Origin of the sequence: Tabrizicola fusiformis (genome assembly GCF_013328815.1) — a bacterium.
Lineage (GTDB): Bacteria > Pseudomonadota > Alphaproteobacteria > Rhodobacterales > Rhodobacteraceae > Fuscibacter.
Map to the genome: position 1 here is coordinate 116,387 of NZ_JABUHN010000006.1, position 25,594 is coordinate 141,980.

Below are 25,594 nucleotides of genomic sequence, written 5' to 3' on the forward strand. Positions count from 1 at the left end.
CTAGCGTCCCGGCCATTGCATTGCACAAGGGGTTGCTGCGGTTGCCAAGATTCGACCGATATCTTCTGTCACAGCTTCTGGGGGTCTTTGGCTTCTTCTCGCTGGTGATGGTGGCGGTCTATTGGGTGAACCGGGCCGTGCGTCTGTTCGACCAGTTGATCGGCGACGGGCAATCCTCGCTGGTCTTCCTTGAATTCTCGATGCTGACGCTGCCGAATGTCATCCGGCTGGTGCTGCCGATTTCGGCCTTTGTGGCTTCGGTCTATGTCGCCAACCGGCTCACGCAGGAAAGCGAGCTGGTGGTGATGCAGGCCACCGGCTTTTCGCCCTGGCGGATGGCGCGGCCGGTTCTGGTCTTTGGCCTGATCGTGGCGGGGATGATGGCCATTCTGATGCATGTTCTGGTGCCCGCCAGCCGGGGCGCCCTAGCGGAACGCACGGCCGAAATCAGCCAGAACGTCACCGCGCGGTTCCTGACCGAGGGGCAGTTCACCCATCCTTCCGCCGGGCTGACCTTCTATATCCGCGAGTTGGCGCCAACGGGCGAGCTTCTGGACATGTTCCTTGCCGATGAGCGCGACCCGGCGCGGCGTGTTACCTATACCGCGCGCAAGGCGCTGTTTGCGCGGACCGAGACGGGGCCCAAGCTTTTGATGTTCGACGGCATGGCGCAGACGCTGGACGCCTCGGGGCGCAGCCTGTCGCTGACGCGGTTTGCCGATTTCACCTATGATTTCTCGGGGATGATCGAGACGGGCGACCGTGGCAAGCGGTCGGTCGATGAGCTTGGCACCGCCGAATTGCTGTCGCCGACGCCGGCACTTCTGGCCGAAACCGGGGAAAGTGCCGAAGCTTTCCTGTTCGACGGCCATTCCCGCTTTGCCCAGCCGCTGATCGCGGCGGCGACGGCGGTGATCGGCTTTGCCGGGCTTTTGATCGGCGCCTTCAGCCGGTTTGGACTTTGGCGGCAGATTGCGATTTCGGTGGCGATGCTGGTGGTGTTGCAGGCGATTGTCACGGTTTCAACCGATCTTGCGCTGACGGCGCCGGGGGGCTGGCTTTGGGCCTATGCCGCGCCTTTGGTGGGGTTTGCGCAGGCGACGGGGCTGCTCTGGCTGGCGGCGCGGCCACGCAGGCGGCGGCGGGTGGCGGCAGCATGATCCTCAGCCTCTATATCGCGCGCCGCTTTGTCGGCATGTTCCTGCGGGTGTTCGGGGTGTTTCTGGGCATCATGCTGCTGATCGACGGGATTGATCAGTTGCGCCGCCATGCTGCCAGCGGCATCACCGTGTCCGAAGCGTTCTACATGGCGCTGCTGAATGCGCCCGAAAGCCTGTATCGCATCCTGCCTCTGGTGATGATCCTGTCGGCGATCGGGCTTTTCCTTGGGCTTGCACGCTCGTCCGAACTGGTGGTGGTGCGGGCCGCGGGGCGGTCGGGGCTGCGGTTCCTGATGGCGCCGGTGGGTGCGGCGCTGGCCATCGGCCTTTTGGCCGTGGCGGTGATGAACCCGCTGGTGGCGGCCACGTCCAAGGAATACGACCGGCTTTCGGCGCTGCGCGGCTCGGGCGGGTCGATCTTGTCGGTCTCGTCCGAGGGGCTTTGGCTGCGGCAGGGCGACGGCAGCGGCCAGACGGTGATCCGCGCCGGGCGGGTGGCCCCTGATGGCACGCGGCTGCAAGAGGTGACCTTCTACCTTTACGCCCCCGACGGGGCGCCGCAGGCCCGGATCGAGGCCGCCGAAGCGGTGCTTGAGCCGGGCAACTGGATGCTGCGCGATGCCAAACGCTGGGATCTGACCCAGCCCAACCCCGAGGCGGGCGCCAGCCTTGCGGCAACGGGGCTGACGCTGACGACCGACCTGACTGCGGCCCGCATCCGCGAGGGGTTCGGGGCGCCTTCGGCCATCGCCTTCTGGGATTTGCCGGGCTATATCCGCAATCTGGAACGGGCGGGGTTTTCGGCCCGCAACTATCAGGTCTGGATGCAGATGGAACTGGCCTTCCCCTTGCTGCTTTGCACCATGGTCCTTGTGGCGGCCGGCTTTACCATGCGCCACAGCCGCGCGGGGCGCACCGGGCAGATGGTGCTGATGGCGCTGGCTTGCGGGTTTTTCCTGTTCTTCCTGCGCAATTTCGCGCAGGTTCTGGGCGAGAACGGCCAGATCCCCGTTCTGGTCGCTGCATGGAGCCCGCCGGTCGCCGCCGCGCTGATGGCGTTGAGCCTGCTTCTGCATCTGGAGGACGGCTGAGATGCGCGGCCTGATCTGCGCCCTTCTGCTGTGGCTGACCGCCCTGCCCGCCCTTGCGCAAGAGCGGGCGACGCTGGTGGCCGACGGGTTGCGCATTGCCGGCGATCAGGTGCTGATCGCCGAAGGCAATGTCGAGATTTTCTACAAGGGACAGCGGCTGACCGCCGCCCGCGTGGTCTATGACCGCAAGGCCGACCGGCTTGAGATCACTGGCCCCATCACCCTGACCGATGGCCAGAAGACCGTGATCGTGGCGGATCAGGCCAGCCTGAAGGCCGATCTGACCGAAGGCATCCTTCTGTCGGCGCGGGTGGTTCTGGACCAGCAATTGCAGATCGCCGCCGCCGAGGTGCATCGGCTGGACGGCCGCTATACCACGATGAAGCGGGTGGCCGCCTCGTCCTGCCGGATCTGCGCGGGCGACGACACACCGCTCTGGGAATTGCGGGCCAGCCAGGTCACCCATGATCAGGCCGAACAGCAGCTTTATTTCGACAATGCGCAACTGCGCATGGCGGGCCTGCCGGTGTTCTACATTCCCCGGCTGCGGATGCCCGACCCGACGCTGAAACGCGCCACCGGCTTTCTGATGCCGCGCGCCACCACCTCGTCCAAGATCGGCACCGGCCTCTGGCTGCCCTATTTCATCACCCTTGGCCAAAGCCGTGACCTGACGGTGACGCCCTTCCTGTCGCCTGCCGGGTCGCGCACGGTGGCGCTGCGCTACCGCGAAGCCTTCCGCACCGGCGATGTGGAGCTGGGCCTGCATCTCTCGCGCGACGATATCCTTACGGGCGACATCCGTGGCTATCTTCTGGCCGAAGGGCAATTCGCCCTGCCGCGCGGCCTGACCATGGACATCCGCGCCGAACGTGTCAGCGACAAGGGCTATCTTCTCGACTATGGCCTGCCCGAGGCCGACCTTCTGCGCAGCCATATCAACCTGACCCGCACCCGGCGGAACGAATATCTTGTCGGGCGGCTGATCGGCTTTCAAACCCTGCGCGAGACGGAAAACAACGCGACCATCCCCTCGATCGTGGCCGATTTCACCTGGCACCGCCGCTTTTCGCTGGGCAGTTTCGGCGGCGAGGGTGGCCTGAGCTTTCAGTTGCACAGCCACAGCCGCACCTCGACGCAGACGGCGGATGGCGATGGCGACGGCATCGCCGATGGCCGCGATCTGGCGCGCGGTTCGATCAAGGCGGACTGGCGGCGCGACTGGGTGTTGGGCAATGGCATGGTCGCGGGTCTTCTGGGCGAAGGCCGGGCCGATCTTTACGCCATCAGCCAGGATGCGGCCGAAGCCGGCACCGAGGCGCGGCTGCATGGCGCGCTGGCGGCCGAATTGCGCTGGCCCTGGGTCAAGCCCGGCAAGAACGGTGTCGCGCATGTGATCGAGCCGGTGGTGCAACTGGTGCTGGCGCCCGCCGGCAGCGACAGCCTGACAAATGAAGACTCGGCCCTTGTCGAGTTTGACGAGGGCAACCTTTTCGCCCTGAACCGCTATCCCGGCTCTGATGCCGTCGAACGCGGCGCCCGCGCCAATATCGGGCTGAACTACCTGCGGCATGACCCTTCGGGCTGGACGCTGGGCATCACCGCAGGCCGGGTGTTTCGTGCCGAGGATCTGGGCCAGTTCACCGCCGCCTCCGGTCTAGACGGGGTGCATTCCGACTGGCTGGCGGCCTGGTCGCTGACCGCGCCCTGGGGCCTGTCGCTGACCAACCGGGTGTTGCTGGATGACGGGTTCGATCTGACCAAGGGCGAATTGCGGCTGGGCCTGACGGCAGAACGGCTGACGCTTTCGGCGGGCTATGTCTATGTGCAGGCCGATCTGGCGGAAAACCGCCCCGAACGGACCGAGGAACTGGTGTTCGACTCGACGGTGAAACTGTCGCGCGGCTGGTCGGCGCAACTGTCGAACCGCTATGATCTGGTCGAGGACCGCGCCAGCCGGGCCGCGGCGGGGCTGGTGTTCCGCAACGAATGCCTTGCGGTCGATCTTTCTCTCTCGCGTCGCTTCACGTCCTCGACTAGTGTGACGCCGACAACGGAATTTGGCCTTTCGGTCGAGCTTCTTGGCTTTGGCGGCGGGTCGGACGGCGGGGCGCAGCGGCAATGCCGCGGCTGACCCTCAGGGAATGGGGCAAGGCCCGCGCGTGGCAATGGCCACGACAGGCGGGCAGGAACGGACGACGGCAGGCGATGGCACAGGCGCGGATGACGGCAGGAATGAACGGGGTCGTGGCGCTGCGGCGGCTGACGGGCGGGATTGCGGCGGCACTGCTGCTGGCAGCCCCGGCTCTGGCCCAATCGAGCCCGTTTTCGCCGGCGCTGTTCGTGAACGAACGGGTGATCTCGCATTACGAGTTGGAACAGCGCATCGCCTTCATGACGCTGCTGCGCCAGCCCGGCGATATAGAACAGGTGGCGCTGGACAGCCTGATCGACGACCGCCTGCGCCTTTATGAGGCGGCACAACTGGGCATCAAGGCCACGCCCGAAATGGTCGAGGCGGGGATGGCCGAATTCGCTTCGCGCGCCAATCTCTCGACCGAGGAATTCCTCAAGGCCATCGGTCAGGGTGGGGTCGATCCGCAAAGCTTCCGCGATTTCGTCGAGGCGGGGATGGTCTGGCGCGAGGCGATCCGCGCCCGCTATTCCGCGGTCACCAGCATCACCGATGCCGAGATCGACCGTGCCATGGCCGAATACCGGCCCGAACAGGTGCCCACCATCCGCTATGCCGAAATCGTCCTGCCGGGCACCGGCGCCGAACGTTCGGCCTCGCTGGCGCTGGCCCGCCGCCTGCGACAACAGATCGTCGAAGAGGCGGATTTCCATGCGGCGGCCCGCAGCTATTCCAAGGGCGAGACGGCGGGCGGCGGCGGCAACCGCGACTGGCAGCGGCTGACCGATTTCGACGACAAGACGCGCCTTGCCCTGCTGCGCACCCAGCCGGGCCGCGTCTCGGAAGTCGTGCAAAGCGATAACAGCATCGCGCTTTACATGGTGCTGGACCGCGCCGAAGAAGGGTTGAGCGCGGCGGAAATGGCGGTTCTGGTCGAATATGCCGCATTCCTGATCCCCGATGGCCCGGGCGCGCTGGACGAGGCGGCAAAGATCCGCCGCCGGGTGGATACCTGCGACGACCTTTATGAAGTGGCCAAGGGCCTGCCCGCCGACCGGCTCACGCGGGAAACAAAGGCGCCGGGCGCGGTGCCTGCCGATATCGCCGGGGCGCTGACCCTGCTTGACCCCGGCGAAACCTCGGCCACGGTCACGCGCGGCGGCTGGCGGGTGTTCCTGATGCTTTGCCGCCGCGGGGTGGACAAGGCGCTGATGCCCTCACGCGAGGATGCCCGGACCCAGTTGATGAACCAGCGCCTTGGGGCGCAGGCCGACATCTATCTGGAAGAGCTGCGCTCGGAAGCCATCATCCGGCAGCCGTGACACCGCCCGCCCCCATCGCATTGACCTGTGGCGAGCCTACGGGCATCGGCCCCGAACTGGCCGTGGCGGCGCGGGCGGCGTTGGGCACGGCCCTGCCGTTTTTCTGGATCGGCGACCCGCGCCACCTGCCCGCCGGAACCACCTTTGCCGAAATCGCCCGCCCGGCCGAGGCCAATGACCTGCCCGGTCATCTCTTGCCGGTGCTGCCCCACCGCTTTGCCGGCACCGCAACCCCGGGACAACCTGATCCGGCCAATGCGGCTGGCGTGATTGCGGTGATCGCCCGCGCGGTGGCGCTGGTTCAGGCGGGCGAGGCGGCGGCGCTTTGCACCGCACCGATCCACAAGAAAGCGCTCAAGGATGGCGCCGGTTTCGCCTTTCCTGGCCATACCGAATATCTTGCTCATCTGGCCGGTGATGTGCCGGTAGTGATGATGCTGGCCAGCGACACACTGCGCGTGGTGCCCGCCACCATCCATATCGCCCTGTCGGAAGTGCCGAAAGCGTTGACCCCCGCCCTGCTGGAAGAGGTGATCCGCCTGACCCATGCCGGGCTGATCCGCGACTTCGGCATAGCCATGCCCCGCATCGCCGTGGCCGGGCTGAACCCCCATGCCGGCGAAGGCGGCGCCATGGGGCATGAAGAGCTGGACTGGATCGCCCCGCTGCTGGCCCGGCTGGGGGCCGAGGGTCTGTGCCTGCGCGGCCCCTTGCCCGCCGACACGATGTTCCATGCCCGCGCCCGGGCGGGCTATGATGCGGCGGTCTGCATGTATCACGATCAGGCGCTGATCCCGATCAAGACGCTGGCCTTTGACGAAGGGGTGAATGTGACGCTGGGCCTGCCCTTCATCCGCACCTCGCCCGACCATGGCACCGCTTTCGACATCGCGGGCCAGGGCATCGCGCGGCCCGACAGCCTGGTCGCGGCCTTGCGGATGGCGGCCAGGATGGCTGCTGCGCGCCACCCAGAAAAATCTTCGTCCGAAGATTTTTCGGACCCGAAGAATTTTCGGACGAAAATTCTTCTGACCGGAGGCGCGCATGGCAACGATTGACGGTCTGCCACCGCTGCGCGAGGTGATCCGGGCGCATGATCTGGTGGCCAAGAAGCAGTTGGGGCAGAACTTCCTGCTGGACCTGAACCTGACGGCACGGATTGCGCGGGCCGCGGGGGATCTGTCGGCTTGCGACGTTCTGGAGGTCGGACCCGGGCCGGGGGGGCTGACGCGCGGCCTTTTGGCCGAAGGGGCGCGGCGGGTGCTGGCGGTCGAGAAAGACCCCCGCTGCCTGCCGGCACTGGAGGAAATCGCAGCGGCTTACCCCGGGCGGCTGGAGGTGATCTGCGGCGACGCGCTCGAGGTGGATGTGCTGGCCCATCTGACGCCGCCGGTGCGGGTGGTGGCCAACCTGCCCTATAACGTCGGCACCGAACTTCTGATCCGCTGGCTGACACCGAAAAACTGGCCGCCCTTCTGGGACAGTCTGACCCTGATGTTCCAAAAGGAAGTGGCAGAGCGGATCGTGGCCAAGACCCGGACCGAACATTACGGGCGGCTGGCGCTTCTGGCCCAGTGGCGCTGTGACGCGAAGATCGTGCTGACCCTGCCGCCCGAAGCCTTTACCCCCGCGCCCAAGGTGCATTCGGCGGTGGTGCATCTGACCCGCCTGCCCGCGCCGCGCTATCCGGCGGATGAGGCGGTGCTGATGCGGCTGACGGCGGCGGCCTTCAACCAGCGGCGCAAGATGCTGCGCTCGTCGCTGAAGGGGCTGGGGCCGGAGATTGAGGCGAAGATCGTCGCGGCCGGGCTGGAGCCGACGGCGCGGGCGGAGGAAATCCCGCTCGAAGGATTTTGCGCGCTGGCGCGGGAACTGGCGAAATGAAAAGGCCCGCCGGAAGTCGGGCCTGAATTCATTCTGCCGCTTCGGGCTTGTCCGGGGTTGCGCCGCTTTCGGCTGCCGCCTTGGGGGTGGCCGGGCGGCGGGTGCGGGTGCGCGGCGCCTTGACTTCGGCGGGGGCCACCTCGGGCGCGGGCGCTTCGGCGACCGGAGCCGCCGCAGCGGCAACCACCGGGGCAGCTTCGGGCTTTACCGCGATCTCAATGGTCTGGACCTCGTTGCGCGGGGTTTCGCGGCGGCGGGACGGCTCTTGTGCGGGGCGGTCTTCCCGACGATAGCCCTCATCGCGGCGGGGCGGCTGCGCATCGCGCGGCGGGCGCCCTTCGGAACGGGCATTATCGGGGCGGCGGTTGTTGTGCTGCGGCGCGCGGGGGGCTTCGGGCAGATCGACCAGACCGGCCTCTTCCTCGCCGCCGACCACCTCAAAGGCATCGGGGGCGGCGCCGAACGCGGCTTCCGGCTGCTCTGCCCGGTCGCCGCGATAATCGCCACGTTCGGAGCGTTCCGGGCGGGTGTCGCGCTCGCCCTGCGGGCGGTCGCGGTTGCCGTTCTGATAGCCGTTCTGGTTCTGGCCGTTCTGCTGGTGATATTGCTGCCGAGCCTCCTGCTCGGCGGCCATCTCACGCTGGGCTTCGGCCAGAAGGCGGGTGTAATGCTCGGCGTGTTGCAGGAAATTCTCGGCCGCCACGCGGTCATTCGAGAGCTGCGCATCGCGGGCGAGCATCTGGTATTTTTCGATGATCTGCTGCGGCGTGCCACGCACCTTGCCTTCGGGGCCGGAGCTGTCGAAGACGCGGTTGATGATGTTGCCGAGCGTGCGCGGGCGGTTCTGCTTGGAACGCGAGCGGGACTTGGAGGAGCGCATCTTGTCCTTTGATGGCTTTGACCCCGCGCCGCCGCCCATCCGGGGCGGAAAAATACAAGGCGGGAGTGACTGGCATTAGCAGGAGGGCGGTCAACCGCCCCTCGTGCCTGACCGACTAACCACATGGGCGCGGCAGAGACAAGGAGATTCTTGGCAACGCGCGGGGAAAGGCCGCCGCTCAGGTGGCGCCGCAACGCCCGGCATCCCCGGGCTGCATGGCGGCGACAACGCGGTCGCGCCCGTCAAGGTCGGCCAGGATGCGCAGATCGGCAAAGCCCTGCGCCGCAAGGAGCGCGCAGACCGCCGCCCCCTGCGTCGGCCCGATCTCCAGCAACAGCCGCCCCCCCGCCAGCAGCCGCGCCCCTGCCCCGCGCGCGATGGCCCGGTAGGCGTCCAGCCCGTCGCCGCCCGGGGTCAGCGCGAGGTGCGGCTCGTGGTCGCGGACCTCGGGGGCAAGGGCCGCCATTTCATCGGCGGCGATATAGGGGGGGTTCGAGACGATAAGGTCATAGCGCCCGGGGATCGCCGAAAACCAGTCGGATTGCACGAACCGGGCGCGGGGGCCAAGGCCATGCGCGGCGGCATTTTCCGCGGCCACCTTCAGCGCGGCCGGCGAAAGATCGGCCCCCAGCCCCGACGCCATCGGCATGTCGAGCAGGCATGAAATCAGGATACAGCCGGTGCCGGTGCCAAGATCGGCCATCTTGAGGAAGGGGCGCGACAGCGCCTCGGCCACCAGCACCTCGGTCTCCGGGCGGGGGTCAAGCGTGTCGGGGGTGACGCGGAAGGCCCGGCCCCAGAACAGCCGCCGCCCGGTGATCTGTGCCACCGGCTGACGCCGCAGGCGGGCGGTGATGGCCGCCTCGTAGCTGTGTTGCGCCCCATCCTCCAGAACGTCAGGCAGGTGCAGGCCCAGCCGTTCGGGCGCAAGGCCCATGGCATGGGCGAGCAGCGCGCGGGCATCGCGGGCGGCATCCTCGATCCCGCCGGCGCGCAGGCGGGCGGTGGCCGCGCGCAGGGCCTCGGCCGCCGTCATCCCTCCATCTCGGCAAGGCGGGCGGCCTGATCATGGGCGGTCAGGGCATCAATGATCTCGCCCAGATCGCCGGCCATGATCTGCGGCAGGGCGTAAAGCGTCAGGTTGATGCGGTGGTCGGTCATCCGGCCCTGCGGGAAATTATAGGTGCGGATGCGTTCGCTGCGGTCGCCCGAGCCGATCTGTGCCTTGCGGTCGGCGGCGCGGGCATTGGCCAGCCGCTCGCGCTCGGCCTCGAACAGGCGGGCGCGCAGCACCTGCATGGCAATCTCGCGGTTGCGGTGCTGCGATTTCTCCGACGACGTAACGATGATGCCGGTGGGCAAATGGGTGATGCGCACCGCCGAGTCGGTGGTGTTCACATGCTGGCCCCCGGCGCCGGAACTGCGCATGGTGTCGATGCGGATGTCAGAGGCGGGAATGTCGATATCGACCTCTTCCGCCTCGGGCAGCACGGCGACGGTGGCGGCAGAGGTGTGGATGCGGCCCTGCGCCTCGGTTTCCGGCACGCGCTGCACGCGGTGGACGCCGGATTCGTATTTCAGCCGGGCATAAACCCCCTCGCCCGTGATATGGGCGGTGAATTCCTTGATCCCGCCAAGGTCGGAGGCGCTGCTTTCCAAGACCTCGAACCGCCAGCCCATCCGTTCGGCATAGCGTTGATACATCCGCGCCAGATCGCCCGCGAAAAGGCTCGCCTCTTCGCCGCCGGTGCCGGGGCGGATTTCCAGAATGGCCGGGCGGGCGTCGGCGGCATCCTTGGGCAGAAGCGCAAGGCGCAGCGCCTGTTCCATCTCGGGGATGCGGGCCTTCAGCGCGGGGATCTCATCCTCGGCCAGCGCCTTCATCTCGGGATCGGCCAGCATCGCCTCGGCCTCGGCCAGATCGTCAAGCGCGCGGGTATAGGCGGCGATCTGATCGGCCACCGGCTTCAGATCGGAATATTCGCGGCTGATCCTGGCGATTTCGGCGGGGGCCGCACCGGCGTGCAACTGCGCCTCGAGAAACTCGAAACGCTGGGTGATCTGGGCGAGTTTGTCGAAGGGAACCATGGGCCGGGTTTGGCGGATGGGCCCCTTGCGGTCAAGGGGGCGCGGGCGGCAGCCCCCGGGGGATATTTGGAGAGAGAGGATAGGGGCTAGGATCGGGAAAGCCGCGTGAGCCAGATCTCCAGCCTTGCGGCATTCACCCCCCAATCATTTGAGCCGAAACGCTGGCGGGCATGGATCACCAGCCCTTCGGGCGTGACCTGCGCCGTGGTGTAATCGGGAAATCCCCAGAAAAGGCTGCGGCTGATCCAGGTGATGCGGCCCTCTGCCACGCTGCCCGCAAGGCGCCGCGTGCGGGGGGTGGCAAGGGCGATGCCGTCAAGCCGGGCCAGCAGCGAGGCCGGATCGGCGCTGGCCAGTTGCACCGCCGCGCCGCCCTCGACCGTCAGCACCTGACCAAGCGGGCCGCCCTTTTCAAGGGCGGCAAGGCGGGGCGCCACATGCCAGCGCGCCGGGTCCGATGGGGCAAGGCGGATATAACCCGCCCCGCCCGCAATCAGCAGCGCCAGCGCCGCAAGAAGCAGGCGCATCACCGCTGCGTCCGCGCCCAATGGTAAAGGCAGATCAGCTCATAGGCGACATGGGCGCCCGCGATGGCGGTGGCGCCGGTGGTGTCATAGGGCGGCGAAACTTCGACAATATCGCCGCCGACCATGTTGATGCCGGCCAGATCGCGTAGCATCGCCGCCGCCTGCCAGCTTGCTAGCCCGCCCCAGACCGGCGTGCCGGTGCCGGGGGCAAAGGCCGGGTCCAGCGCGTCGATGTCGAAGGTCACATAGGTCGGCCGGTCGCCCACGATGTCGCGCGCCTTGGCCACCGCTGCCGCGGCGCCCTTTTCATGCACCTCACGCGCGTCGATGACATGGACGCCCAGATAATCCTCGGTCGTGGTGCGGATGCCGATCTGGACCGAGCGTTCGGGGTCAACATAACCCTGCTTCACCGCCTTATACATCATCGTGCCGTGGTCGATGCGGCTCAGGTCGTCATCGGGCCAGAGGTCGGAATGGGCATCGAAATGGATCACGCCAAGGGGGCCGAATTTCTCGGCATAGGCGCGCAGGATCGGGAAGGTGATGTAGTGATCGCCGCCCAATGTCAACGTGCCCGCCCCCGCCGCCAGAATGGTGCGGATATGGGCCGTCAGCGCCTCGGGAAAGTCCGAGACCTTGGCATAGTCGAAGGCCAGATCGCCATAGTCGATCACCGACAGCTCTTCCAGCGGGTTGGTCGGCCAACCATAGGGCGGATCGTAGGGTTGCAGCGCCGAAGCCTCTCGTATCGCGCGGGGGCCAAAGCGGGTGCCGGTCCGGTGCGTCACCGCCTGATCGAAGGGCACGCCGGTGATGGCAAGGTCCACCCCGGTCAGGTCTTTGCTGTAGGTGCGGCGCAGGAAAGAGGTTGCGCCGCCGAAGGCATTTTCAAAGGCATAGCCGCGCAGCCCCTTGCGGGTGAAGGCGGTATCAACCTGCGATTTGGCATCTTCCAGGGCCATGATGTTCTCGGGAATTGTCCGCGCCGTCCTCAGGACCGGAGACGTCGCGGATCCGGGTGCGAGCAAGGAAGCAAAGCCGGCCGGGCCTGTCAAGAGATTTGATCAAACGCACGGGAAACCCGTAGGATGGGCAATCTGCCCATCCATCCGGCGGCATATCGGGATGGGCAGATTGCCCATCCTACGCGATGCGGAAGCCTTCGCGCACCAGATCGTCGGTGACGCGGGTGATCGCCTTTTCCAGCGTCTCGGCGATGAAATCCACCTGCCCTTCGGTCAGGATCAAGGGCGGCGACATCACGTTCAGATGGCCGATCGGGCGGACGATGAGGCCCATCGCCTCGGCCACATCCGAGATGCGCTTGGATTCGTTCGCGGCATCCGGCAACAGCGCCTTGGTCGCCTTGTCGGCCACGCTTTCCACGCAGAGCATCAGCTTGCGGCCCCGCACATTGCCCACCAGCGGCAGCGCCTCAAGCGGTTTCATCCGCGCTTCGAAATAGCTTCCGATCTTGCTGGCATGGTCCAGCAGCCCCTCGCGCTCGATAATCTCGATGTTCTTCAGCGCGGCGGCGCAAGACACCGGATGCCCGGAATAGGTCAGACCAGAGGTGAACCAGCGCTGCCCGCCCTCGGCCATCGCCGCCCAGATGCGATCCGAGAAAATCAGCGCCCCCAGCGGCACATAGCCCGAGGTCAGGCCCTTGGCCGTGGTGATCATATCGGGCTGCACGCCGAATTCCGACAGGCTGGCGAACCAGTGGCCGACACGGCCAAAGGCCGTCACCACCTCGTCGGCGATGAACAGGATGTCGTGACGCTGGCAGACCTGCCACATCCGGTAGAGATAACCTTCGGGCGGAATGATGATGCCGCCCGACGCCTGAATGGGCTCGGCGATGAAGCCGCCGATGCGGTCGGCACCGACACGGGCGATCAGCGCCTCGAACTCGGCCACCAGATGGTCAGTGAACTGCGCCTCGGTCATCCAGTCGGGGCGGCGGTAGGGGTTCGGGCAGGTCAGATGCCAGATGCCCTCATCCTTGTAGCGGAACTCGTCGATCCGGTCGCCGTTGCGCTTGCCCACCGACTGGGTGAGATAGGTCGAGCCGTGATAGGAGTTTTCCCGCGCCACGATCCCGCTTTTGCCCGGATTGCCCCGTGCGTGGTGGTAAAAGCTGACCATCCGCACCGCCGTATCCACCGCGGTCGAGCCGCCGGTGGTGAAATGCACCCGGTTCAGGTCGCCGGGCGCCAGCTCGGCCAGCTTGGCGGCCAGCCGCGCGGCGGGGTCATTGGTCATATCGACAAAGTAATTGGCAAAGGCCAGACGCTGCGCCTGATCGGCGATGGCATCGGCCATTTCCTTGCGGCCCAGCCCGATGTTGGTACACCACATGCCCCCCACCGCATCCAGATAACGCCGCCCCGAGGCATCCCAAAGCCAGGCCCCCTCGCCGCGGGTGATCACCAGTGCGCCGTCCTTTTCGAACGGGCCGAAATTGGTCCAGGGATGCAGGGCGTGGGCGCGGTCCATCTCCCACAGGGCTTCGTTCGGCAGGATCGGCTGGGCAGCGGCTGTCATTTTGAATCTCCATTCAATGAAGCCAATCTAGCACAGCCGCGCCCAAATGCCAGTGCTTTGATCAAAAGATCTTCTGGCCGCCCTTGGCGATGGTAAAGCCATGACCGGCCGGGTTCAGGCAGGTCATCCCGGTCTTTTCCGACCGGCAGGTCAGGCCGCCAAGCGTCACCTCCTGCCCATAGTTCAGCACCATGGCATCGGGGTTGGCCACGGTATCGCCCACGCAGGCGGGGTTGCCTTTGCGGCCGGTGGCAGTGATTTCAAAGGCATGGCCCCAGTCCAGGTCGCAATCCGCAGGGGGCGTGCGAAAGCTCTGCTTTGTCACCTCAAGGATGTCGCACCGTGCCAGCGACCAGCCGGTGTCGATCACACAGTGGATGTTGTTCGAGGGGGCGCGGAACCAGATCAGATCCTCGGCCAGCGCCGGGCTGGCACAGGCAAGACCAAGGGCGGCAAACAGGATTTTCATGGCAATCTCCGGGGTTGAACACCCCGCCATCCTGCCAGATCAGGCGGCTGCGGCAAGCCTGCAGGGCAGGAACGGCGCCACGGTGACCTTTGCCCCGTCGAAGGTGCAGAAGCTGGCAGGCGGCACCTCGGCCCAATCGCCCTCTTCATCCTCCAAAGGTTCCGAAACCACGGCCATGCCCTGCCGGCTGTCGGACCAGCGGTGATAGAGCGTCGGCGCCTTGTCATCCGTGGCATAGCGCACGGCATAAAGCCGCTGCCCGTCCGACAGGGCCGCCGTCAGCCGCAGATGCGGCAGCGCGCCCTTGGCCTGCGCCAGCCGGATGAACTTGGCCGCCGCCCGCTCCAGCGCGCCGCAGGGATCGGCGTCCAGCCCCTCGGCAATTGCGGCCAGAAACAGCGCCTCGCTGTCGGTGGCGCCTTTGCGGTGTGGATAGAGGCTGTCGGGAATCATCATGTCGGCATCGCGGCGAAAGCTGTCATAGCCGCCGACCTGCCCGTTGTGCATGAAGCTCCAGCGGCCATGCACGAAGGGATGGCAGTTGTTGCGGCTGGTCGCGGTGCCGGTGCTGGCCCGGACATGGGCCAGAAACAGCCCCGATTTAACCTGCGCGACAAGGCTTTTCAGATTGGGGTCCGACCAGGCGGGCATCACATCACGGTAAAGCCCCGGCTCGGGCCGCTCGCCATACCAAGCCACGCCGAAACCATCGGCATTGATCGCGGTATGGCATTGCGTGGCGCAATGGCTTTGGTGGATCAGCGAGTGACCGGGGCGGCTGACGATCTCTTCAAGAAAGATCGGCGCCCCGCTGTAGGCGGCCCAGCGGCACATCAGCGTGCCCCCTCATGTTCCGATGACATCTGCTCAAGCCTCGGTCGTTTTCCTGAAGATATCATGAAAACGTCACATCTCACGGGGAATTTCAGGAAAAAGGGCGCGATTTCCGCGCCCTGCCCGTTATTCGACCTCTTCCACCACCATCAGGTCGCGCACCGAGGCACCTTTGGCATGGGCCAGCGCCGCCTGATAGGCCGCCGAGTTGTAACACTCGACCGCCTTTTCCAGATTGGGAAAGCGCGCCACCACATTGCGGGCGCGGTCATTGCCCTCAAGCTGCACATAGCGCCCGCCCCGGGCCAGGAAGACCCCGCCATGGGCGGCAATCGCCGGGCCGGCTTCCTTGGCGTAACGGCCATAGGCTTCAGCATCGGTCACATGGACATGGGCGATCCAGAGCGCGGTTGCCATGTTACGCCCCCAATGCGACTTCGGCCGCCTTGATGGCCGCCTCGGCCAGCGCGATATCCGCGCCGCCGCCCTGCGCCATGTCAGGCCGCCCGCCGCCGCCCTTGCCGCCAAGCGCCTCAACCGCCGCCTTGGCCAGCGTCACCGCCGAAATCCGCCCGGTGAGGTCTTCGGTCACCCCCACGGCCACCGCCGGTTTCGCCCCGGTATCGGCGATCAGCAGCACCGCGCCCGAGCCGATCTGCGCCTTGAGCGCGTCGATCAGCCCCGGAAGATCCTTGCCCGAGACGCCCGACAGCACCTGCGCCACGAATTTCACGCCGTTGATGTCGCGGGCTTCCGGGCCACCGCCCTTGCCGCCCATCGCCACTTCGCGGCGCAGTTGCGCCACTTCGTTTTGCAGCGCGCGGGTCTCGGCCTGCATGTTGTCCAGCTTTTGCAGCGCCTCGGCCGCATTGGGCGATTTCAGTCGGGCCAAGAGCCCGTGCAGATCGTCCGACGCCCGCTCCAGATGGTCAATCGCCGCCGCACCCGTCAGCGCCTCGATCCGCCGCACGCCCGCCGACGAGGCCGAGTCACCCAGGATGAAGAAGGCGCCAATATCGCCGGTCCTCGCCACATGGGTGCCGCCGCACAGCTCAAGGCTGTAGGTGTTGCCATCGGTCCCCTTGGCGCTGCCTTCCAGCACGCCCATCGAAACCACGCGCACCTCTTCGCCATATTTCTCGCCAAACAGCGCCTGCGCCCCCAGCGCCCGGGCATCGTCGGGCGTCATGATGCGGGTGTCCACCCGGCTGTTCTGCCGCACGAAGGCATTCACCTCGGCCTGCACCGATTTCAGCTCGTCCGGGGTCAGGCCCTTGGAATGGCTGAAGTCGAACCGCAGACGGTCGGGCGCGTTCAGACTGCCCTTCTGCGCCACATGATCCCCCAGCGCACGGCGCAACGCCTCATGCAGCAGGTGGGTGGCCGAATGGTTGGCGCGGATCGCGCTGCGGCGGCCATGGCTGACCTCCAGCTTGGCCGGCTGGCCGCGCAGGATGCTGCCCTCGGTCACCGTGGCGATGTGCTGGAAGACGCCCGCCGTCTTGCGGGTGTCGGTCACCTCGGCGGTGCCGGTCGCGGTGCGGATAAAGCCGTGATCGCCCACCTGCCCGCCGCTTTCGGCATAGAACGGCGTCTGGTTCACCACGATCTGCACCGAAGTCCCGGTTTCGGCCGAACCGACCTGCGCCCCGTCGCGCACCAGCGCCTGAATCTGGCCCTCGGCCGCCTCAAGGTCATACCCGAGGAATTCGGTCACGCCATGGGCTTCGGCGATTTCATACCAGACCTTGGCATCGGCAGCACCGCCCGCGCCCGACCAGCTTGCCCGCGCCTTGGCCTTCTGCTCTTCCATCGCGGCATCGAAACCCTGCAAGTCCACCGCGCGGTCCTTTTCGCGCAGCACATCCTGCGTCAGGTCCAGCGGGAACCCATAGGTGTCATAAAGCTTGAAGGCCACCGAACCCGGCAGCGCACCGCCCTCGGGCAGCCGGTCCAACTCGTCATTGAGGAGGCGCAGGCCCCGGTCCAGCGTGGTCTTGAACCGGGTCTCTTCCAGCCGCTGGGTTTCTTCGATCAGGCTTTGCGCCCGCACCAGTTCGGGATAGGCCGCCCCCATCTGCCGCACCAGCGCCGCGACCAGCTTGTGCATCACCGGCTCTTGCGCGCCCAGCATATGGGCGTGGCGCATCGCGCGGCGCATGATCCGGCGCAGCACATAGCCGCGCCCCTCGTTCGAAGGCGTCACCCCGTCGGCGATCAGGAACGAGGTCGAACGCAGATGGTCAGCGATCACCCGGTGGCTGGTCTTGCCCGGCCCGTCCGGGTCGGTGTTGGTGGCGTGCGCCGAAGCCTCGATCAGGCTGCGCATCAGGTCGGTGTCGTAATTGTCATGCTTGCCCTGCAACAGGGCGCCGATCCGCTCAAGCCCCATGCCGGTGTCGATCGACTGCATGTCCAGCGGGCGCATCGTGCCATCCGCGAACTGCTCGTTCTGCATGAAAACGTTGTTCCAGATCTCGATGAAACGGTCGCCGTCCTCTTCCGCCGAACCGGGCGGGCCGCCCCAGATGCTCGGCCCGTGGTCATAGAAAATCTCGGTGCAGGGGCCGCAGGGGCCGGTCGGCCCCATCCGCCAGAAGTTGTCATCGGTGGGAATGCGGATGATCCGGCTGTCGGGCAGTCCCGCCACCTTCTTCCAGATGCCCGCCGCCTCATCATCGGTGTGATAGACGGTGACCAGAAGCCGGTCCTTGTTCAGGCCGAAATCCTTGGTCAGCAATTCCCAGGCAAAGGCGATGGCCTGATCCTTGAAATAGTCGCCAAAGCTGAAATTGCCCAGCATTTCAAAGAAGGTATGGTGGCGCGCGGTATAGCCCACATTGTCAAGGTCATTGTGCTTGCCGCCCGCGCGGACGCATTTCTGTGCCGTTGTGGCGCGTTTGTAATCCCGCGTCTCGACCCCGGTGAACAGGTTCTTGAACTGCACCATGCCCGAATTGGCGAACATCAGCGTCGGGTCGTTGCGCGGCACCAGGGGGCTGCTGTCCACCCGGCGGTGGCCGTTGCGCTCAAAGAAATCGAGGTAGGTGGAGCGGATGTCGTTCAAGGACGCCATGGGAAACCCTTCGGGAAACGCTTGTCGAAAGCCCGTTTAGCCCCCGGCGCCCGCCCTGTCCACGGCCAATTCACCCGTCAACTCGCTGCGTAAAACACAGGGCCGGGACAATGCCCGGCCCTGTGTTTTCTGATCAAATTCCCGATCAGTCGTCGAGAACGTCATCCCCCGGCGCCACCGAGAAATCGAGCCCGTTGGCGGCACGGATCTTGTCCTCGATATCCATGGCGACCGAGGGGTTCTGCTTGAGGAAGGTCTTGGCATTCTCGCGGCCCTGACCGATCCGCTCATCCTTGTAGGAATACCAGCTCCCGGATTTCTCGACCACGCCGGCCTTGACGCCGATATCCACCAGCTCGCCCACTTTCGAGATGCCTTCGCCATACATGATGTCGAATTCCACCTCTTTGAACGGCGGCGAGACCTTGTTCTTGACCACCTTCACCCGGGTCGAGTTGCCGATCACCTCGTCACGGTCCTTGATCGCACCCGTGCGGCGGATGTCGAGACGCACCGAAGCGTAGAATTTGAGCGCATTGCCCCCGGTGGTGGTTTCCGGGCTGCCGAACATCACGCCGATCTTCATGCGGATCTGGTTGATGAAGATCACCATGCAGTTGGAGCGTCCGATGCTGGCGGTCAGCTTGCGCATGGCCTGGCTCATCAGGCGGGCCTGGCTGCCCATCTGCATGTCACCCATATCGCCTTCGATTTCCGATTTCGGCACCAGCGCCGCGACCGAGTCGACCACGATCAGGCTGACCGCGCCCGAGCGCACCAGCGTATCGACAATCTCCAGCGCCTGCTCGCCGGTATCGGGCTGCGAGATCAGGAGTTCGTCCAGATTGACACCCAGCTTCTTGGCATATTGCGGGTCCAGCGCGTGTTCGGCATCGACAAAGGCGCAGACACCGCCCTTTTTCTGCGCTTCGGCCACCACATGCAGCGTCAGTGTCGTCTTGCCCGAGCTTTCCGGCCCGTAAATCTCGATGATGCGGCCCTGCGGCAGGCCGCCGATCCCCAGCGCGATGTCAAGGCCAAGGCTGCCGGTCGAGGTCGCCTCAATCTCCATCGCCGGGCTGTTGGCGCCCAGTTTCATGATCGAGCCCTTGCCGAACTGCCGCTCGATCTGAGCCAGCGCGCTTTCCAGCGCCTTCGCCTTGTCCATGTCCCGCTTCCCGTTCAGATCGAGGAGGTTCGCCACCGCCGCCATTGTCATCGCCCTTATGTCATGGCCGCCGGGGGGCGGCAATTGCGGGTTTGTTCCCCGTTTGTTTGCGTTTATGCAGACAAAACGGGAACAGATCAATCGAATTTTCGTAAACCAAGCTTTAATCGCCAAGGATTAAGGAATAGTTATCGCGCGACGAAGCCGAGGGAGTGTGACGGACGATGCTGGTATTCTGGAAGCCGCGGCTGGTGTTTCTGGCCACGCCCAAGGCGGGCTCGACCGCGATCGAAGTGGCGCTGGGCAGTCTGGCCTCGCTGGCCGTCACCAACCCGCCCGAGCTGAAACACACCACGGCCAACCGCTTCAACCGCTTCCTTGCCCCCTATCTTGCCGTCGCCAACGGTGGCAGCTTTGAGCTTTGCGCCCTGATGCGCGAGCCAACCGACTGGCTGGGAAGCTGGTATCGCTACCGGCAGCGCGACGGCGTGCCGCCCGCCCGCTCGACCCGGAACATGAGCTTTGAAGAGTTCGTCCGCGCCTATTGCCAGACCGAGCGGCTGGAATTTGCCAATGTCGGCAACCAGTCGAACTGCCTGCGCACCCGCGACGGCGGCCGGGTGCAGCACCTGTTCCGCTATGAGCGGATGGAGGATTTCGTCGAATTCCTCGAAGACCGGCTGGATTGCGTCATCACCCTGCCGCGCCTCAACGTCTCTCCCGCAGGGCAGACCGAGCTTTCGGCGGAAACCGCGGCCCTGCTGCGGCAGACCCTTGCCGATGACTATGCGCTTTATGAAAGCCTGCTGCCTGCTTGACCCTCAATGAATGCCCGTCAATGAAGCTGCCCCTGCACCGTTGCCGTCAGGTCTGACAGCGAGAAGGGTTTCGGCAGGAAGACCGAGTTCGGAATGCGCGACTGCATTTCGGCCAGCGAATCCTCGGCGTAACCCGAAACGAAGATCACCCGCACGTTGGGCCGGTCCTCCAGCGCGCGCTTGACCCAGCTTGGCCCGTCCATCCCCGGCATCACCACATCGGTGACGAAGACATCGACAGCCAGCGCCGGATCTTCCAGCGTCTTCAGCGCCTCTTCGGCATTCTCGGCCTCAAGCACGGTATAGCCGCGCATCCGCAGGGCCCGGCTGGCAAAGGCGCGCACCGGCGCCTCGTCTTCGACCAGCAGGACCACGCCTTCGCCCGGGCGCATCACCATGGGGCGCGGCGCCTCGGCCGGAAGGGCGGCCTCGGGCGCGGCATGGATCGGGAACCAGAGGCTGAAGACCGTGCCCTCGCCTTCGGTCGAATCGACGAAGATAAAGCCGCCCGACTGTTTGACGATGCCATAGGCCATCGACAGGCCCAGCCCGGTGCCCTCGCCCACCTTTTTCGTGGTGAAGAACGGCTCGAAGATCTTTTGCAGCCGGTCCTCAGGAATGCCGCAGCCGGTGTCGGAGACCCGCACCACGGCATAATCGCCCGGCGGCACCACGGCACGGTCGCGGCGCATTTCCGCGTGCAGTTCGACCGCCTCTGTCTCGATACGGATGGTGCCGCCTTCGGCCATGGCGTCACGCGCGTTGACGACAAGGTTCAGGATCACCTGTTCCAGCTTGCGCCGGTCGGCACGGATCGGGCCAAGGTCGGGCGCATGGGCCAGCCGCAGCTTGACCTTCTCGCCCACCAGCCGGTTGAGCAGATGGGTGAGGTCCGAGAGGAGATCCTGCAAATCCAGCCGCTCGGGCTTCAGCGTCTGCTTGCGCGAAAAGGCCAGCAACTGCCCGACCAGTGCCGCGGCGCGGTTGGCATTCTGATGGATCTGGATCAGGTCGGCATAATCCGGGTCCGAACTGTCATGGCGCAGCAGCAGAAGGTCGCAATGACCCGAGATCGCCGTCAGCAGATTGTTGAAATCATGGGCCACGCCGCCGGCAAGCTGGCCAATCGCCTGCATCTTCTGGCTTTGCGCCATCTGCGCCTCAAGCGTTTTCAGCGCGGTGGCATCCTGCAACACCGCCAGAACCCCCGGTCGCCCGCCCTCGGCCGTGCGCTTCAAAGTGACCTGCACGAAAACCTCGGGCCCAAGGCTGCGGGCATTCAGCACCTGCGCGCCGCCGGGCAGCCGTTCGGCGGCCACATCGGCCAGCCAATCGCCCACCGGGCGGCCAAGCCCGTCGAACAGATCATGGACCGGCGGCAGCGCCTCGGCCGCGAGATGCAGCAGATCGCGGGCGGCGCGGTTGGCCTGCCGCAGCGCGCCATCGGGCGCGAAACTGAGCAGGGGCACCGGCACCTGTTCGAAATCGGTGCTGGCGGCGCGGGCATCGGCCCGGTTTGATACCGGCAGGAGATAAATCTCACGCCGTTCAGCCATGCCCTCCACCTCGGCCAGAATGGCGCGCACCGGGCCATCGGCGCCGGTCACCTCCACCTCTTCGCCGGAATGCAACAGCGGCGCGGTGAAGACCCGGTCCAGCCGCTTGGGCCGCCCCCCCAGAAGGCGGCGCATCGCCTCATTGGTGAAAAGGACCACGCCCTGTTTGTTCGCCGTCAGCATCGGCAGCGACAGCCCGTCGGAACCGCGGCCGGTGCTGCCGCGATCCTGAAACTCTTCCAGCCGCCAGAGGAACTGCCCGCGTTCCAGCCGATGCACCGACAGGCGGGTATGGCCGCGGCGGGTGACGACATCCTCACGCGCGGCACCTTGCGCCGCGGCGCGCGTCTGCAACCGGAACAGCACCGAGGAGGGGGCTGCAAAATGCTCGGCCAAGGTGGCAACCAATGTCGCCGCGCCCGTCGGAAACCGCGCGGTCGCGGCCGCATTGCGGAAGCCGATTTCACCAAGGGAATCAGTGGTGAAACAGGGGGCGGCATCCTGCGCCATCAGGCTGGCCAGCCGCCGGTCCAACTGCCCTGCCCGGTGGCGGCGCCATTGCGCCAGTGCCACCAGCGCCCCGACAAGGCCAAGCAGCGTGGCCCCCGAAACCAGCGCCGGCCAGCGCAGCAAGGGTTGCGACGTGGCAAGCGCCACCGCCAGCACCATCACGGCCACCGCCACGATCATCCAGCCGCCTGCCACGGGCCGCGCCCGCCGGGCGAAGATTGTCGCCACGCTGATCTCGTTTCCGGTCACCTGACCCTCCGTCCGGGGGAATCGCCTGCTGGCCATTGGGCGGTCAAATCGTTAAGCCGCCCTTAACCCCGGGGGATAAAACGCGAAAACTCCTTCTGGCTGTGTAGGGGCCGGTCAGGCGCGCGTCAACAACGCAAGGTAGAATCCATCAGCCCCCTGCAAGGGCGTCAGACGCAACTCTCCGGTCTGGCGCCAACCGCTGTGTCGGGCCAGAAACGCCGCAACCTGCGCGGCGTTCTCACTGTGCAACAGCGAGCAGGTCGCATAGGCCAGCACGCCGCCGGGCGCCACCATCGGCGCGGCACGGTCCATGATCTGCGCCTGCACCTGCTGAATCTGCGCCAGCCGGGCGGCATCCAGCGCCCATTTGCCCTGCGGATCGCGCCGCCACGAACCCGAGCCGGAGCAGGGAACATCTGTCAGGATCAAGTCGTAGTATTTTGTTTTTTCTGGGTTATCCGTCAGAGCAACCTTCACCCCGGCCCGGGTGGCCCGTGCCGTCAGGTCGCGCATCCGCCCCGGGCTGGCGTCATGGGCGTAAAGCTTGAGCCGGGCGCGCGCCGCCATGGCGAGCGTCTTGCCCCCACCGCCCGCGCAATGGTCCAGCACCCGCATTCCGTCGCGCAGCGGCAGCGCCGCGACCACCGCCTGCGAGGCGGCGTCCTGTAATTCGACCAGCCCGTCGAGATAGGTCGTCGCATTCTGGATTTTCCGTGCGTTTGAAGTCACTTCCAAAGCGGAGCTTGCAAGATGGTGGAACTCTGCACCAATCCCCTCGGCAGCAAGTTGCGCCAGCGCCTCCTCCCGCGACAGCCGGGCAAGGTTCACCCGCAGGAAGACCGGCGCGCGGTGGCGCAGCGCCTGCATCACCGGGGCGAAATCGGCGCCAAGACTGGCCTGCAACTGCGGCGCCAGCCAGTCGGGGCAATCCAGCGCCTCAAGCCCCTCGGGCGCATGGCCCGGCTCATCGCCGATTGCGGCGGGGGCGTGCCCCTCACCCGTGAAAACCGAAGCCGGATCAATCCCTTCGGCGCGCAAGCTGCCAAGGATCAGGCCGCGCCCCGTCTCCCCCCCGCCAAGTGCTGCATAAGAGCGCCGGCAGCGCAGCGCCTGAAACACCAGATCGCGCAGCGCGGCGCGGTCACCCGAACCGGCAAAGCGGCTGGCGCGGCCCCAATTGGTCAGCGCCTGTTCGGCAGGGGTGCCCGACAGGATGCGGTCCAGCACCTCGATCGCGGCGGCGTGGCGGGCGACGGGGGTCATGCCTTGCGCTCCTGAAGGATATTGCCGCCATCGACCACCAGCACGGCGCCGTTGACATAAGAGGCCCCGGGCGAGGCGAGGAAGGCCACAACCGCCGCCACCTCGTCGGGCCGTCCGGCGCGGCCCTGCGGCGTGGCGCGGGCGGCGTGCAACTCCGCGGAGGTCAGGGCTTCGGTGGCGATCCAGCCCGGTGCCACCGCGTTCACCGTCACGCCGCGCGCCGCTACCTCAAGCGCCAGCGCATGGGTCAGGCCCACCATCGCCGCCTTGGCGGTGGAATAGGCTGACTCGCCCGGAGAGGACACCATCGGTCCGGTGACCGAGGCCATCATCACCACCCGGCCCGCGCCCCGCGCCACCATGCCCGGCAGAAAGGCCCGCGTCGTCAGAACCGCCGTGGTCAGCGAGGCATCCAAGGCCCGCCGCCAGTCGTCGGGGGAAAGGTCAAGGAACGTCCCCGTTGCAGCAGGCGCACCGACCGAGCCCATCCCGGCATTGTTCACCAGCACATCGACCGGCCCCACCGCCTCGTGCAGGCGGGCCACCGCAACCGGGTCGGTCAGGTCGCCCTGATGCGCGGTGACGCTGAACCCCTCAGCCATCAGTTCGGCGGCGCGGGCATGGATGCGGCCCGAGGTGGCGGTGATGGCCAAGGCAAATCCCGCCTGTCCCAGCGCCCGGGCACAGGCCATGCCGATGCCGCCCGGCGCCCCTGCCCCCGTGATCAATGCCCGCGCTGCCATGCGATCCCCCGTGTTCTGCCCCTACCTAGCGCGCGGCGCGGCCAAGGGAAACACCCGGCGAAACCGGGCGGCGCCTCTGGCAATCCCGGCCCGGCATCGCCATGTTGCGCCCGACAGGGAGAGGGCCATGACCAAAGACGAACCGGCACCCGAGCGGATGTCGCAGGCATTGGCCCGCGTCGTGGCCGAAACCGAAACCGAGCGGGTGACGATCGGCGATCTTTTCGCCCGGATCGGCGAGCGGGCGCATTACACGCTGCTGATCCTGTTTGCACTGCCCAATACCTTGCCGGGGATTCCCGGCACCTCGGCGGTGCTGGGGGTGCCGCTTCTGTATCTGACGCTGCAACTGGCGCTGGGGCGTGCGCCCTGGCTGCCGGGTTTCATCGCGCGCCGCTCGGTCGGGCGCGAGGCGCTGGCCTCGGTGCTGGAGCGGGCGCAGCCCTGGTTGCAGCGGGGTGAGCGTTACCTGAAACCGCGGCTGCGCGGCCTGACGGGCCCGTGGGCCGAACGCTGGGTGGGTATCTGCGCGGTGGTGCTGGCGGTGATGATCATGCTGCCCATCCCGTTCGGCAACATGCTGCCGGCGCTGGCCATCATCTTTGCGGCACTGGGGCTGATGGAGGAAGACGGGCTTTGGGTGGTGATCGGCGCCGTTACCGGAACGCTGGCATCTGCGGTGGTGGTTTTCGTGCTGTGGGCGGTGCTGAAAAGCGCGCTTTTCGTGGTTCTGGGGGCGTTCGGGCTGAATTAATCCTCTGGGAAACCCGTCCGCCGCGGCTATGCTGGCCGCAAGGATGAGGTCAGAATGGAGGAAGTGATGCACAAGTTTCTTCTGAGCTGCACGGCCAGCGCCGCCCTTCTTGGGGCTACGGCGGCCTATGGTGGTGGCACCGTCGAGCCTTCGCCGGAACCGGAAGTCATTCCGGCCGCGGGTTCGTCTTCTTCGGGGGGGCTGATCGTGCCTCTGCTGTTGCTTCTGGTGCTGGCGGCGGCGGCCAGCAGTTCAGGCGATGGCGGCCCCCAGCCCAGCGACCGCCGGCTCAAGACCGACATCGCCTGGATCGGCATGGCGAAGAACGGGTTGCCGCTTTACCGCTATCGCTACCGCGGCCATGCCGCGGTGTTCGAGGGGGTGATGGCGCAGGATGTGGCCAACCTTTATCCCGAAGCGGTCCGGCACGGCGCGTCCGGCTGGATGGGGGTCGATTACGGCCGCCTTGGCCTGCAAATGCGGCGTGTCGCCTGAGAGACCGGGCGGCGGCGGGTCTC

23 protein-coding genes are annotated in these 25,594 nt (G+C 66.4%); 9 read left to right on the plus strand and 14 right to left on the minus strand.

Annotation, left to right across the window (positions count from 1 at the left end):
• Nucleotides 1-41: 41 nt before the first annotated feature.
• The 6 genes from lptF to rsmA are packed head-to-tail and all read left to right on the plus strand — an operon-like array spanning nucleotide 42 to nucleotide 7,591.
• Nucleotides 42-1,160 (plus strand): LPS export ABC transporter permease LptF, encoded by a 1,119-nt coding sequence (lptF, locus tag HS053_RS11115; RefSeq protein ID WP_174211315.1) that lies wholly within the window; start codon nucleotides 42-44, stop codon nucleotides 1,158-1,160.
• Nucleotides 1,157-2,251 (plus strand): LPS export ABC transporter permease LptG, encoded by a 1,095-nt coding sequence (gene lptG / locus HS053_RS11120; protein WP_174211316.1) that lies wholly within the window; start codon nucleotides 1,157-1,159, stop codon nucleotides 2,249-2,251. Before lptF ends, lptG begins: the two co-directional genes overlap by 4 nt.
• 1 nt (nucleotide 2,252) lies before the next feature.
• Nucleotides 2,253-4,385 carry an LPS-assembly protein LptD gene (locus HS053_RS11125; protein WP_174211317.1) on the plus strand — a complete coding sequence of 711 codons (2,133 nt, stop codon included), beginning with the start codon at nucleotides 2,253-2,255 and terminating at the stop codon, nucleotides 4,383-4,385.
• Nucleotides 4,373-5,707: a peptidylprolyl isomerase gene (locus HS053_RS11130; protein ID WP_174211318.1), complete on the plus strand. Its 1,335-nt coding sequence runs from the start codon at nucleotides 4,373-4,375 to the stop codon at nucleotides 5,705-5,707. The genes HS053_RS11125 and HS053_RS11130 overlap by 13 nt, the downstream gene beginning before the upstream one ends.
• Nucleotides 5,704-6,765, plus strand: a complete 1,062-nt coding sequence (pdxA, locus tag HS053_RS11135; protein ID WP_174211319.1) for a 4-hydroxythreonine-4-phosphate dehydrogenase PdxA — start codon at nucleotides 5,704-5,706, stop codon at nucleotides 6,763-6,765. Before HS053_RS11130 ends, pdxA begins: the two co-directional genes overlap by 4 nt.
• Complete coding sequence (gene rsmA, locus HS053_RS11140; RefSeq protein WP_174211320.1) at nucleotides 6,752-7,591, plus strand: 16S rRNA (adenine(1518)-N(6)/adenine(1519)-N(6))-dimethyltransferase RsmA; 840 nt, start codon at nucleotides 6,752-6,754, stop codon at nucleotides 7,589-7,591. Before pdxA ends, rsmA begins: the two co-directional genes overlap by 14 nt.
• A 28-nt stretch (nucleotides 7,592-7,619) precedes the next feature.
• Here the strand turns inward: rsmA and HS053_RS11145 are convergent, their stop codons facing one another.
• The 11 genes from HS053_RS11145 to recA all read right to left on the minus strand — a co-directional run bounded on the left by HS053_RS11145 (nucleotide 7,620) and on the right by recA (nucleotide 19,234).
• Nucleotides 7,620-8,471: a DUF4167 domain-containing protein gene (locus HS053_RS11145; protein ID WP_174211321.1), complete on the minus strand. Its 852-nt coding sequence runs from the start codon at nucleotides 8,469-8,471 to the stop codon at nucleotides 7,620-7,622.
• A 178-nt stretch (nucleotides 8,472-8,649) separates the two neighbouring features.
• Nucleotides 8,650-9,507 carry a peptide chain release factor N(5)-glutamine methyltransferase gene (gene prmC / locus HS053_RS11150; RefSeq protein WP_174211322.1) on the minus strand — a complete coding sequence of 286 codons (858 nt, stop codon included), beginning with the start codon at nucleotides 9,505-9,507 and terminating at the stop codon, nucleotides 8,650-8,652.
• Nucleotides 9,504-10,559 carry a peptide chain release factor 1 gene (gene prfA / locus HS053_RS11155; RefSeq protein ID WP_174211323.1) on the minus strand — a complete coding sequence of 352 codons (1,056 nt, stop codon included), beginning with the start codon at nucleotides 10,557-10,559 and terminating at the stop codon, nucleotides 9,504-9,506. The genes prmC and prfA overlap by 4 nt, the downstream gene beginning before the upstream one ends.
• A gap of 86 nt (nucleotides 10,560-10,645) precedes the next feature.
• The gene (locus tag HS053_RS11160; RefSeq protein ID WP_174211324.1) at nucleotides 10,646-11,086 is read right to left on the minus strand and encodes a DUF1499 domain-containing protein; all 441 of its coding nucleotides are present in this window, start codon (nucleotides 11,084-11,086) and stop codon (nucleotides 10,646-10,648) included.
• Nucleotides 11,086-12,051, minus strand: a complete 966-nt coding sequence (gene speB / locus HS053_RS11165) for an agmatinase (protein WP_174211325.1) — start codon at nucleotides 12,049-12,051, stop codon at nucleotides 11,086-11,088. Before speB ends, HS053_RS11160 begins: the two co-directional genes overlap by 1 nt.
• Nucleotides 12,052-12,232: 181 nt before the next feature.
• Complete coding sequence (locus tag HS053_RS11170; RefSeq protein ID WP_174211326.1) at nucleotides 12,233-13,636, minus strand: aminotransferase; 1,404 nt, start codon at nucleotides 13,634-13,636, stop codon at nucleotides 12,233-12,235.
• Between the two features lie 61 nt (nucleotides 13,637-13,697).
• Nucleotides 13,698-14,105, minus strand: a complete 408-nt coding sequence (locus HS053_RS11175; RefSeq protein WP_174211327.1) for a DUF6636 domain-containing protein — start codon at nucleotides 14,103-14,105, stop codon at nucleotides 13,698-13,700.
• A 39-nt stretch (nucleotides 14,106-14,144) separates the two neighbouring features.
• On the minus strand, nucleotides 14,145-14,939 hold the full coding sequence (locus HS053_RS11180; protein WP_174211328.1) for a class II glutamine amidotransferase: 795 nt from the start codon (nucleotides 14,937-14,939) through the stop codon (nucleotides 14,145-14,147).
• Nucleotides 14,940-15,065: 126 nt separating this feature from the next.
• The gene (locus HS053_RS11185) at nucleotides 15,066-15,356 is read right to left on the minus strand and encodes a DUF1330 domain-containing protein (RefSeq protein WP_174211329.1); all 291 of its coding nucleotides are present in this window, start codon (nucleotides 15,354-15,356) and stop codon (nucleotides 15,066-15,068) included.
• A gap of 1 nt (nucleotide 15,357) precedes the next feature.
• On the minus strand, nucleotides 15,358-18,015 hold the full coding sequence (gene alaS, locus HS053_RS11190) for an alanine--tRNA ligase (protein WP_174211330.1): 2,658 nt from the start codon (nucleotides 18,013-18,015) through the stop codon (nucleotides 15,358-15,360).
• A gap of 145 nt (nucleotides 18,016-18,160) precedes the next feature.
• On the minus strand, nucleotides 18,161-19,234 hold the full coding sequence (gene recA, locus HS053_RS11195) for a recombinase RecA (protein ID WP_174211331.1): 1,074 nt from the start codon (nucleotides 19,232-19,234) through the stop codon (nucleotides 18,161-18,163).
• Nucleotides 19,235-19,407: 173 nt separating this feature from the next.
• Here recA and HS053_RS11200 point away from each other — a divergent pair, with 173 nt between their 5' ends.
• The gene (locus HS053_RS11200) at nucleotides 19,408-20,001 is read left to right on the plus strand and encodes a hypothetical protein (protein WP_174211332.1); all 594 of its coding nucleotides are present in this window, start codon (nucleotides 19,408-19,410) and stop codon (nucleotides 19,999-20,001) included.
• Between the two features lie 17 nt (nucleotides 20,002-20,018).
• Here the strand turns inward: HS053_RS11200 and HS053_RS11205 are convergent, their stop codons facing one another.
• From HS053_RS11205 to HS053_RS11215, 3 genes are all read right to left on the minus strand, one after another.
• Nucleotides 20,019-22,247, minus strand: a complete 2,229-nt coding sequence (locus tag HS053_RS11205) for a hybrid sensor histidine kinase/response regulator (RefSeq protein ID WP_174211486.1) — start codon at nucleotides 22,245-22,247, stop codon at nucleotides 20,019-20,021.
• Nucleotides 22,248-22,430: 183 nt separating this feature from the next.
• The gene (locus tag HS053_RS11210; RefSeq protein WP_174211333.1) at nucleotides 22,431-23,579 is read right to left on the minus strand and encodes an RsmB/NOP family class I SAM-dependent RNA methyltransferase; all 1,149 of its coding nucleotides are present in this window, start codon (nucleotides 23,577-23,579) and stop codon (nucleotides 22,431-22,433) included.
• Complete coding sequence (locus tag HS053_RS11215; RefSeq protein WP_174211334.1) at nucleotides 23,576-24,322, minus strand: SDR family NAD(P)-dependent oxidoreductase; 747 nt, start codon at nucleotides 24,320-24,322, stop codon at nucleotides 23,576-23,578. The genes HS053_RS11210 and HS053_RS11215 overlap by 4 nt, the downstream gene beginning before the upstream one ends.
• Nucleotides 24,323-24,449: 127 nt before the next feature.
• On the opposite strand from HS053_RS11215, the gene HS053_RS11220 reads away from it, so the two are divergent.
• Together HS053_RS11220 and HS053_RS11225 are read left to right on the plus strand one after the other, a co-directional pair.
• Nucleotides 24,450-25,076: an exopolysaccharide biosynthesis protein gene (locus tag HS053_RS11220; protein ID WP_174211335.1), complete on the plus strand. Its 627-nt coding sequence runs from the start codon at nucleotides 24,450-24,452 to the stop codon at nucleotides 25,074-25,076.
• A 66-nt stretch (nucleotides 25,077-25,142) separates the two neighbouring features.
• The gene (locus tag HS053_RS11225) at nucleotides 25,143-25,571 is read left to right on the plus strand and encodes a tail fiber domain-containing protein (protein ID WP_174211336.1); all 429 of its coding nucleotides are present in this window, start codon (nucleotides 25,143-25,145) and stop codon (nucleotides 25,569-25,571) included.
• The last annotated feature ends 23 nt before the right edge of the window (nucleotides 25,572-25,594 follow it).

What these genes read in the sequence shown, in the direction of transcription:
- lptG (WP_174211316.1), top strand. Translation starts at nt 1,157, where the DNA reads ATGATCCTCAGCCTCTATATCGCGCGCCGCTTTGTCGGCATGTTCCTG.
- HS053_RS11125 (WP_174211317.1), top strand. Translation starts at nt 2,253, where the DNA reads ATGCGCGGCCTGATCTGCGCCCTTCTGCTGTGGCTGACCGCCCTGCCC.
- HS053_RS11130 (WP_174211318.1), top strand. Translation starts at nt 4,373, where the DNA reads ATGCCGCGGCTGACCCTCAGGGAATGGGGCAAGGCCCGCGCGTGGCAA.
- rsmA (WP_174211320.1), top strand. Translation starts at nt 6,752, where the DNA reads ATGGCAACGATTGACGGTCTGCCACCGCTGCGCGAGGTGATCCGGGCG.
- HS053_RS11145 (WP_174211321.1), bottom strand. Translation starts at nt 8,471, where the DNA reads ATGCGCTCCTCCAAGTCCCGCTCGCGTTCCAAGCAGAACCGCCCGCGC.
- prmC (WP_174211322.1), bottom strand. Translation starts at nt 9,507, where the DNA reads ATGACGGCGGCCGAGGCCCTGCGCGCGGCCACCGCCCGCCTGCGCGCC.
- prfA (WP_174211323.1), bottom strand. Translation starts at nt 10,559, where the DNA reads ATGGTTCCCTTCGACAAACTCGCCCAGATCACCCAGCGTTTCGAGTTT.
- HS053_RS11160 (WP_174211324.1), bottom strand. Translation starts at nt 11,086, where the DNA reads ATGCGCCTGCTTCTTGCGGCGCTGGCGCTGCTGATTGCGGGCGGGGCG.
- speB (WP_174211325.1), bottom strand. Translation starts at nt 12,051, where the DNA reads ATGGCCCTGGAAGATGCCAAATCGCAGGTTGATACCGCCTTCACCCGC.
- HS053_RS11170 (WP_174211326.1), bottom strand. Translation starts at nt 13,636, where the DNA reads ATGACAGCCGCTGCCCAGCCGATCCTGCCGAACGAAGCCCTGTGGGAG.
- HS053_RS11175 (WP_174211327.1), bottom strand. Translation starts at nt 14,105, where the DNA reads ATGAAAATCCTGTTTGCCGCCCTTGGTCTTGCCTGTGCCAGCCCGGCG.
- HS053_RS11180 (WP_174211328.1), bottom strand. Translation starts at nt 14,939, where the DNA reads ATGTGCCGCTGGGCCGCCTACAGCGGGGCGCCGATCTTTCTTGAAGAG.
- HS053_RS11185 (WP_174211329.1), bottom strand. Translation starts at nt 15,356, where the DNA reads ATGGCAACCGCGCTCTGGATCGCCCATGTCCATGTGACCGATGCTGAA.
- alaS (WP_174211330.1), bottom strand. Translation starts at nt 18,015, where the DNA reads ATGGCGTCCTTGAACGACATCCGCTCCACCTACCTCGATTTCTTTGAG.
- recA (WP_174211331.1), bottom strand. Translation starts at nt 19,234, where the DNA reads ATGACAATGGCGGCGGTGGCGAACCTCCTCGATCTGAACGGGAAGCGG.
- HS053_RS11200 (WP_174211332.1), top strand. Translation starts at nt 19,408, where the DNA reads ATGCTGGTATTCTGGAAGCCGCGGCTGGTGTTTCTGGCCACGCCCAAG.
- HS053_RS11205 (WP_174211486.1), bottom strand. Translation starts at nt 22,247, where the DNA reads ATGATCGTGGCGGTGGCCGTGATGGTGCTGGCGGTGGCGCTTGCCACG.
- HS053_RS11210 (WP_174211333.1), bottom strand. Translation starts at nt 23,579, where the DNA reads ATGACCCCCGTCGCCCGCCACGCCGCCGCGATCGAGGTGCTGGACCGC.
- HS053_RS11215 (WP_174211334.1), bottom strand. Translation starts at nt 24,322, where the DNA reads ATGGCAGCGCGGGCATTGATCACGGGGGCAGGGGCGCCGGGCGGCATC.
- HS053_RS11220 (WP_174211335.1), top strand. Translation starts at nt 24,450, where the DNA reads ATGACCAAAGACGAACCGGCACCCGAGCGGATGTCGCAGGCATTGGCC.
- HS053_RS11225 (WP_174211336.1), top strand. Translation starts at nt 25,143, where the DNA reads ATGCACAAGTTTCTTCTGAGCTGCACGGCCAGCGCCGCCCTTCTTGGG.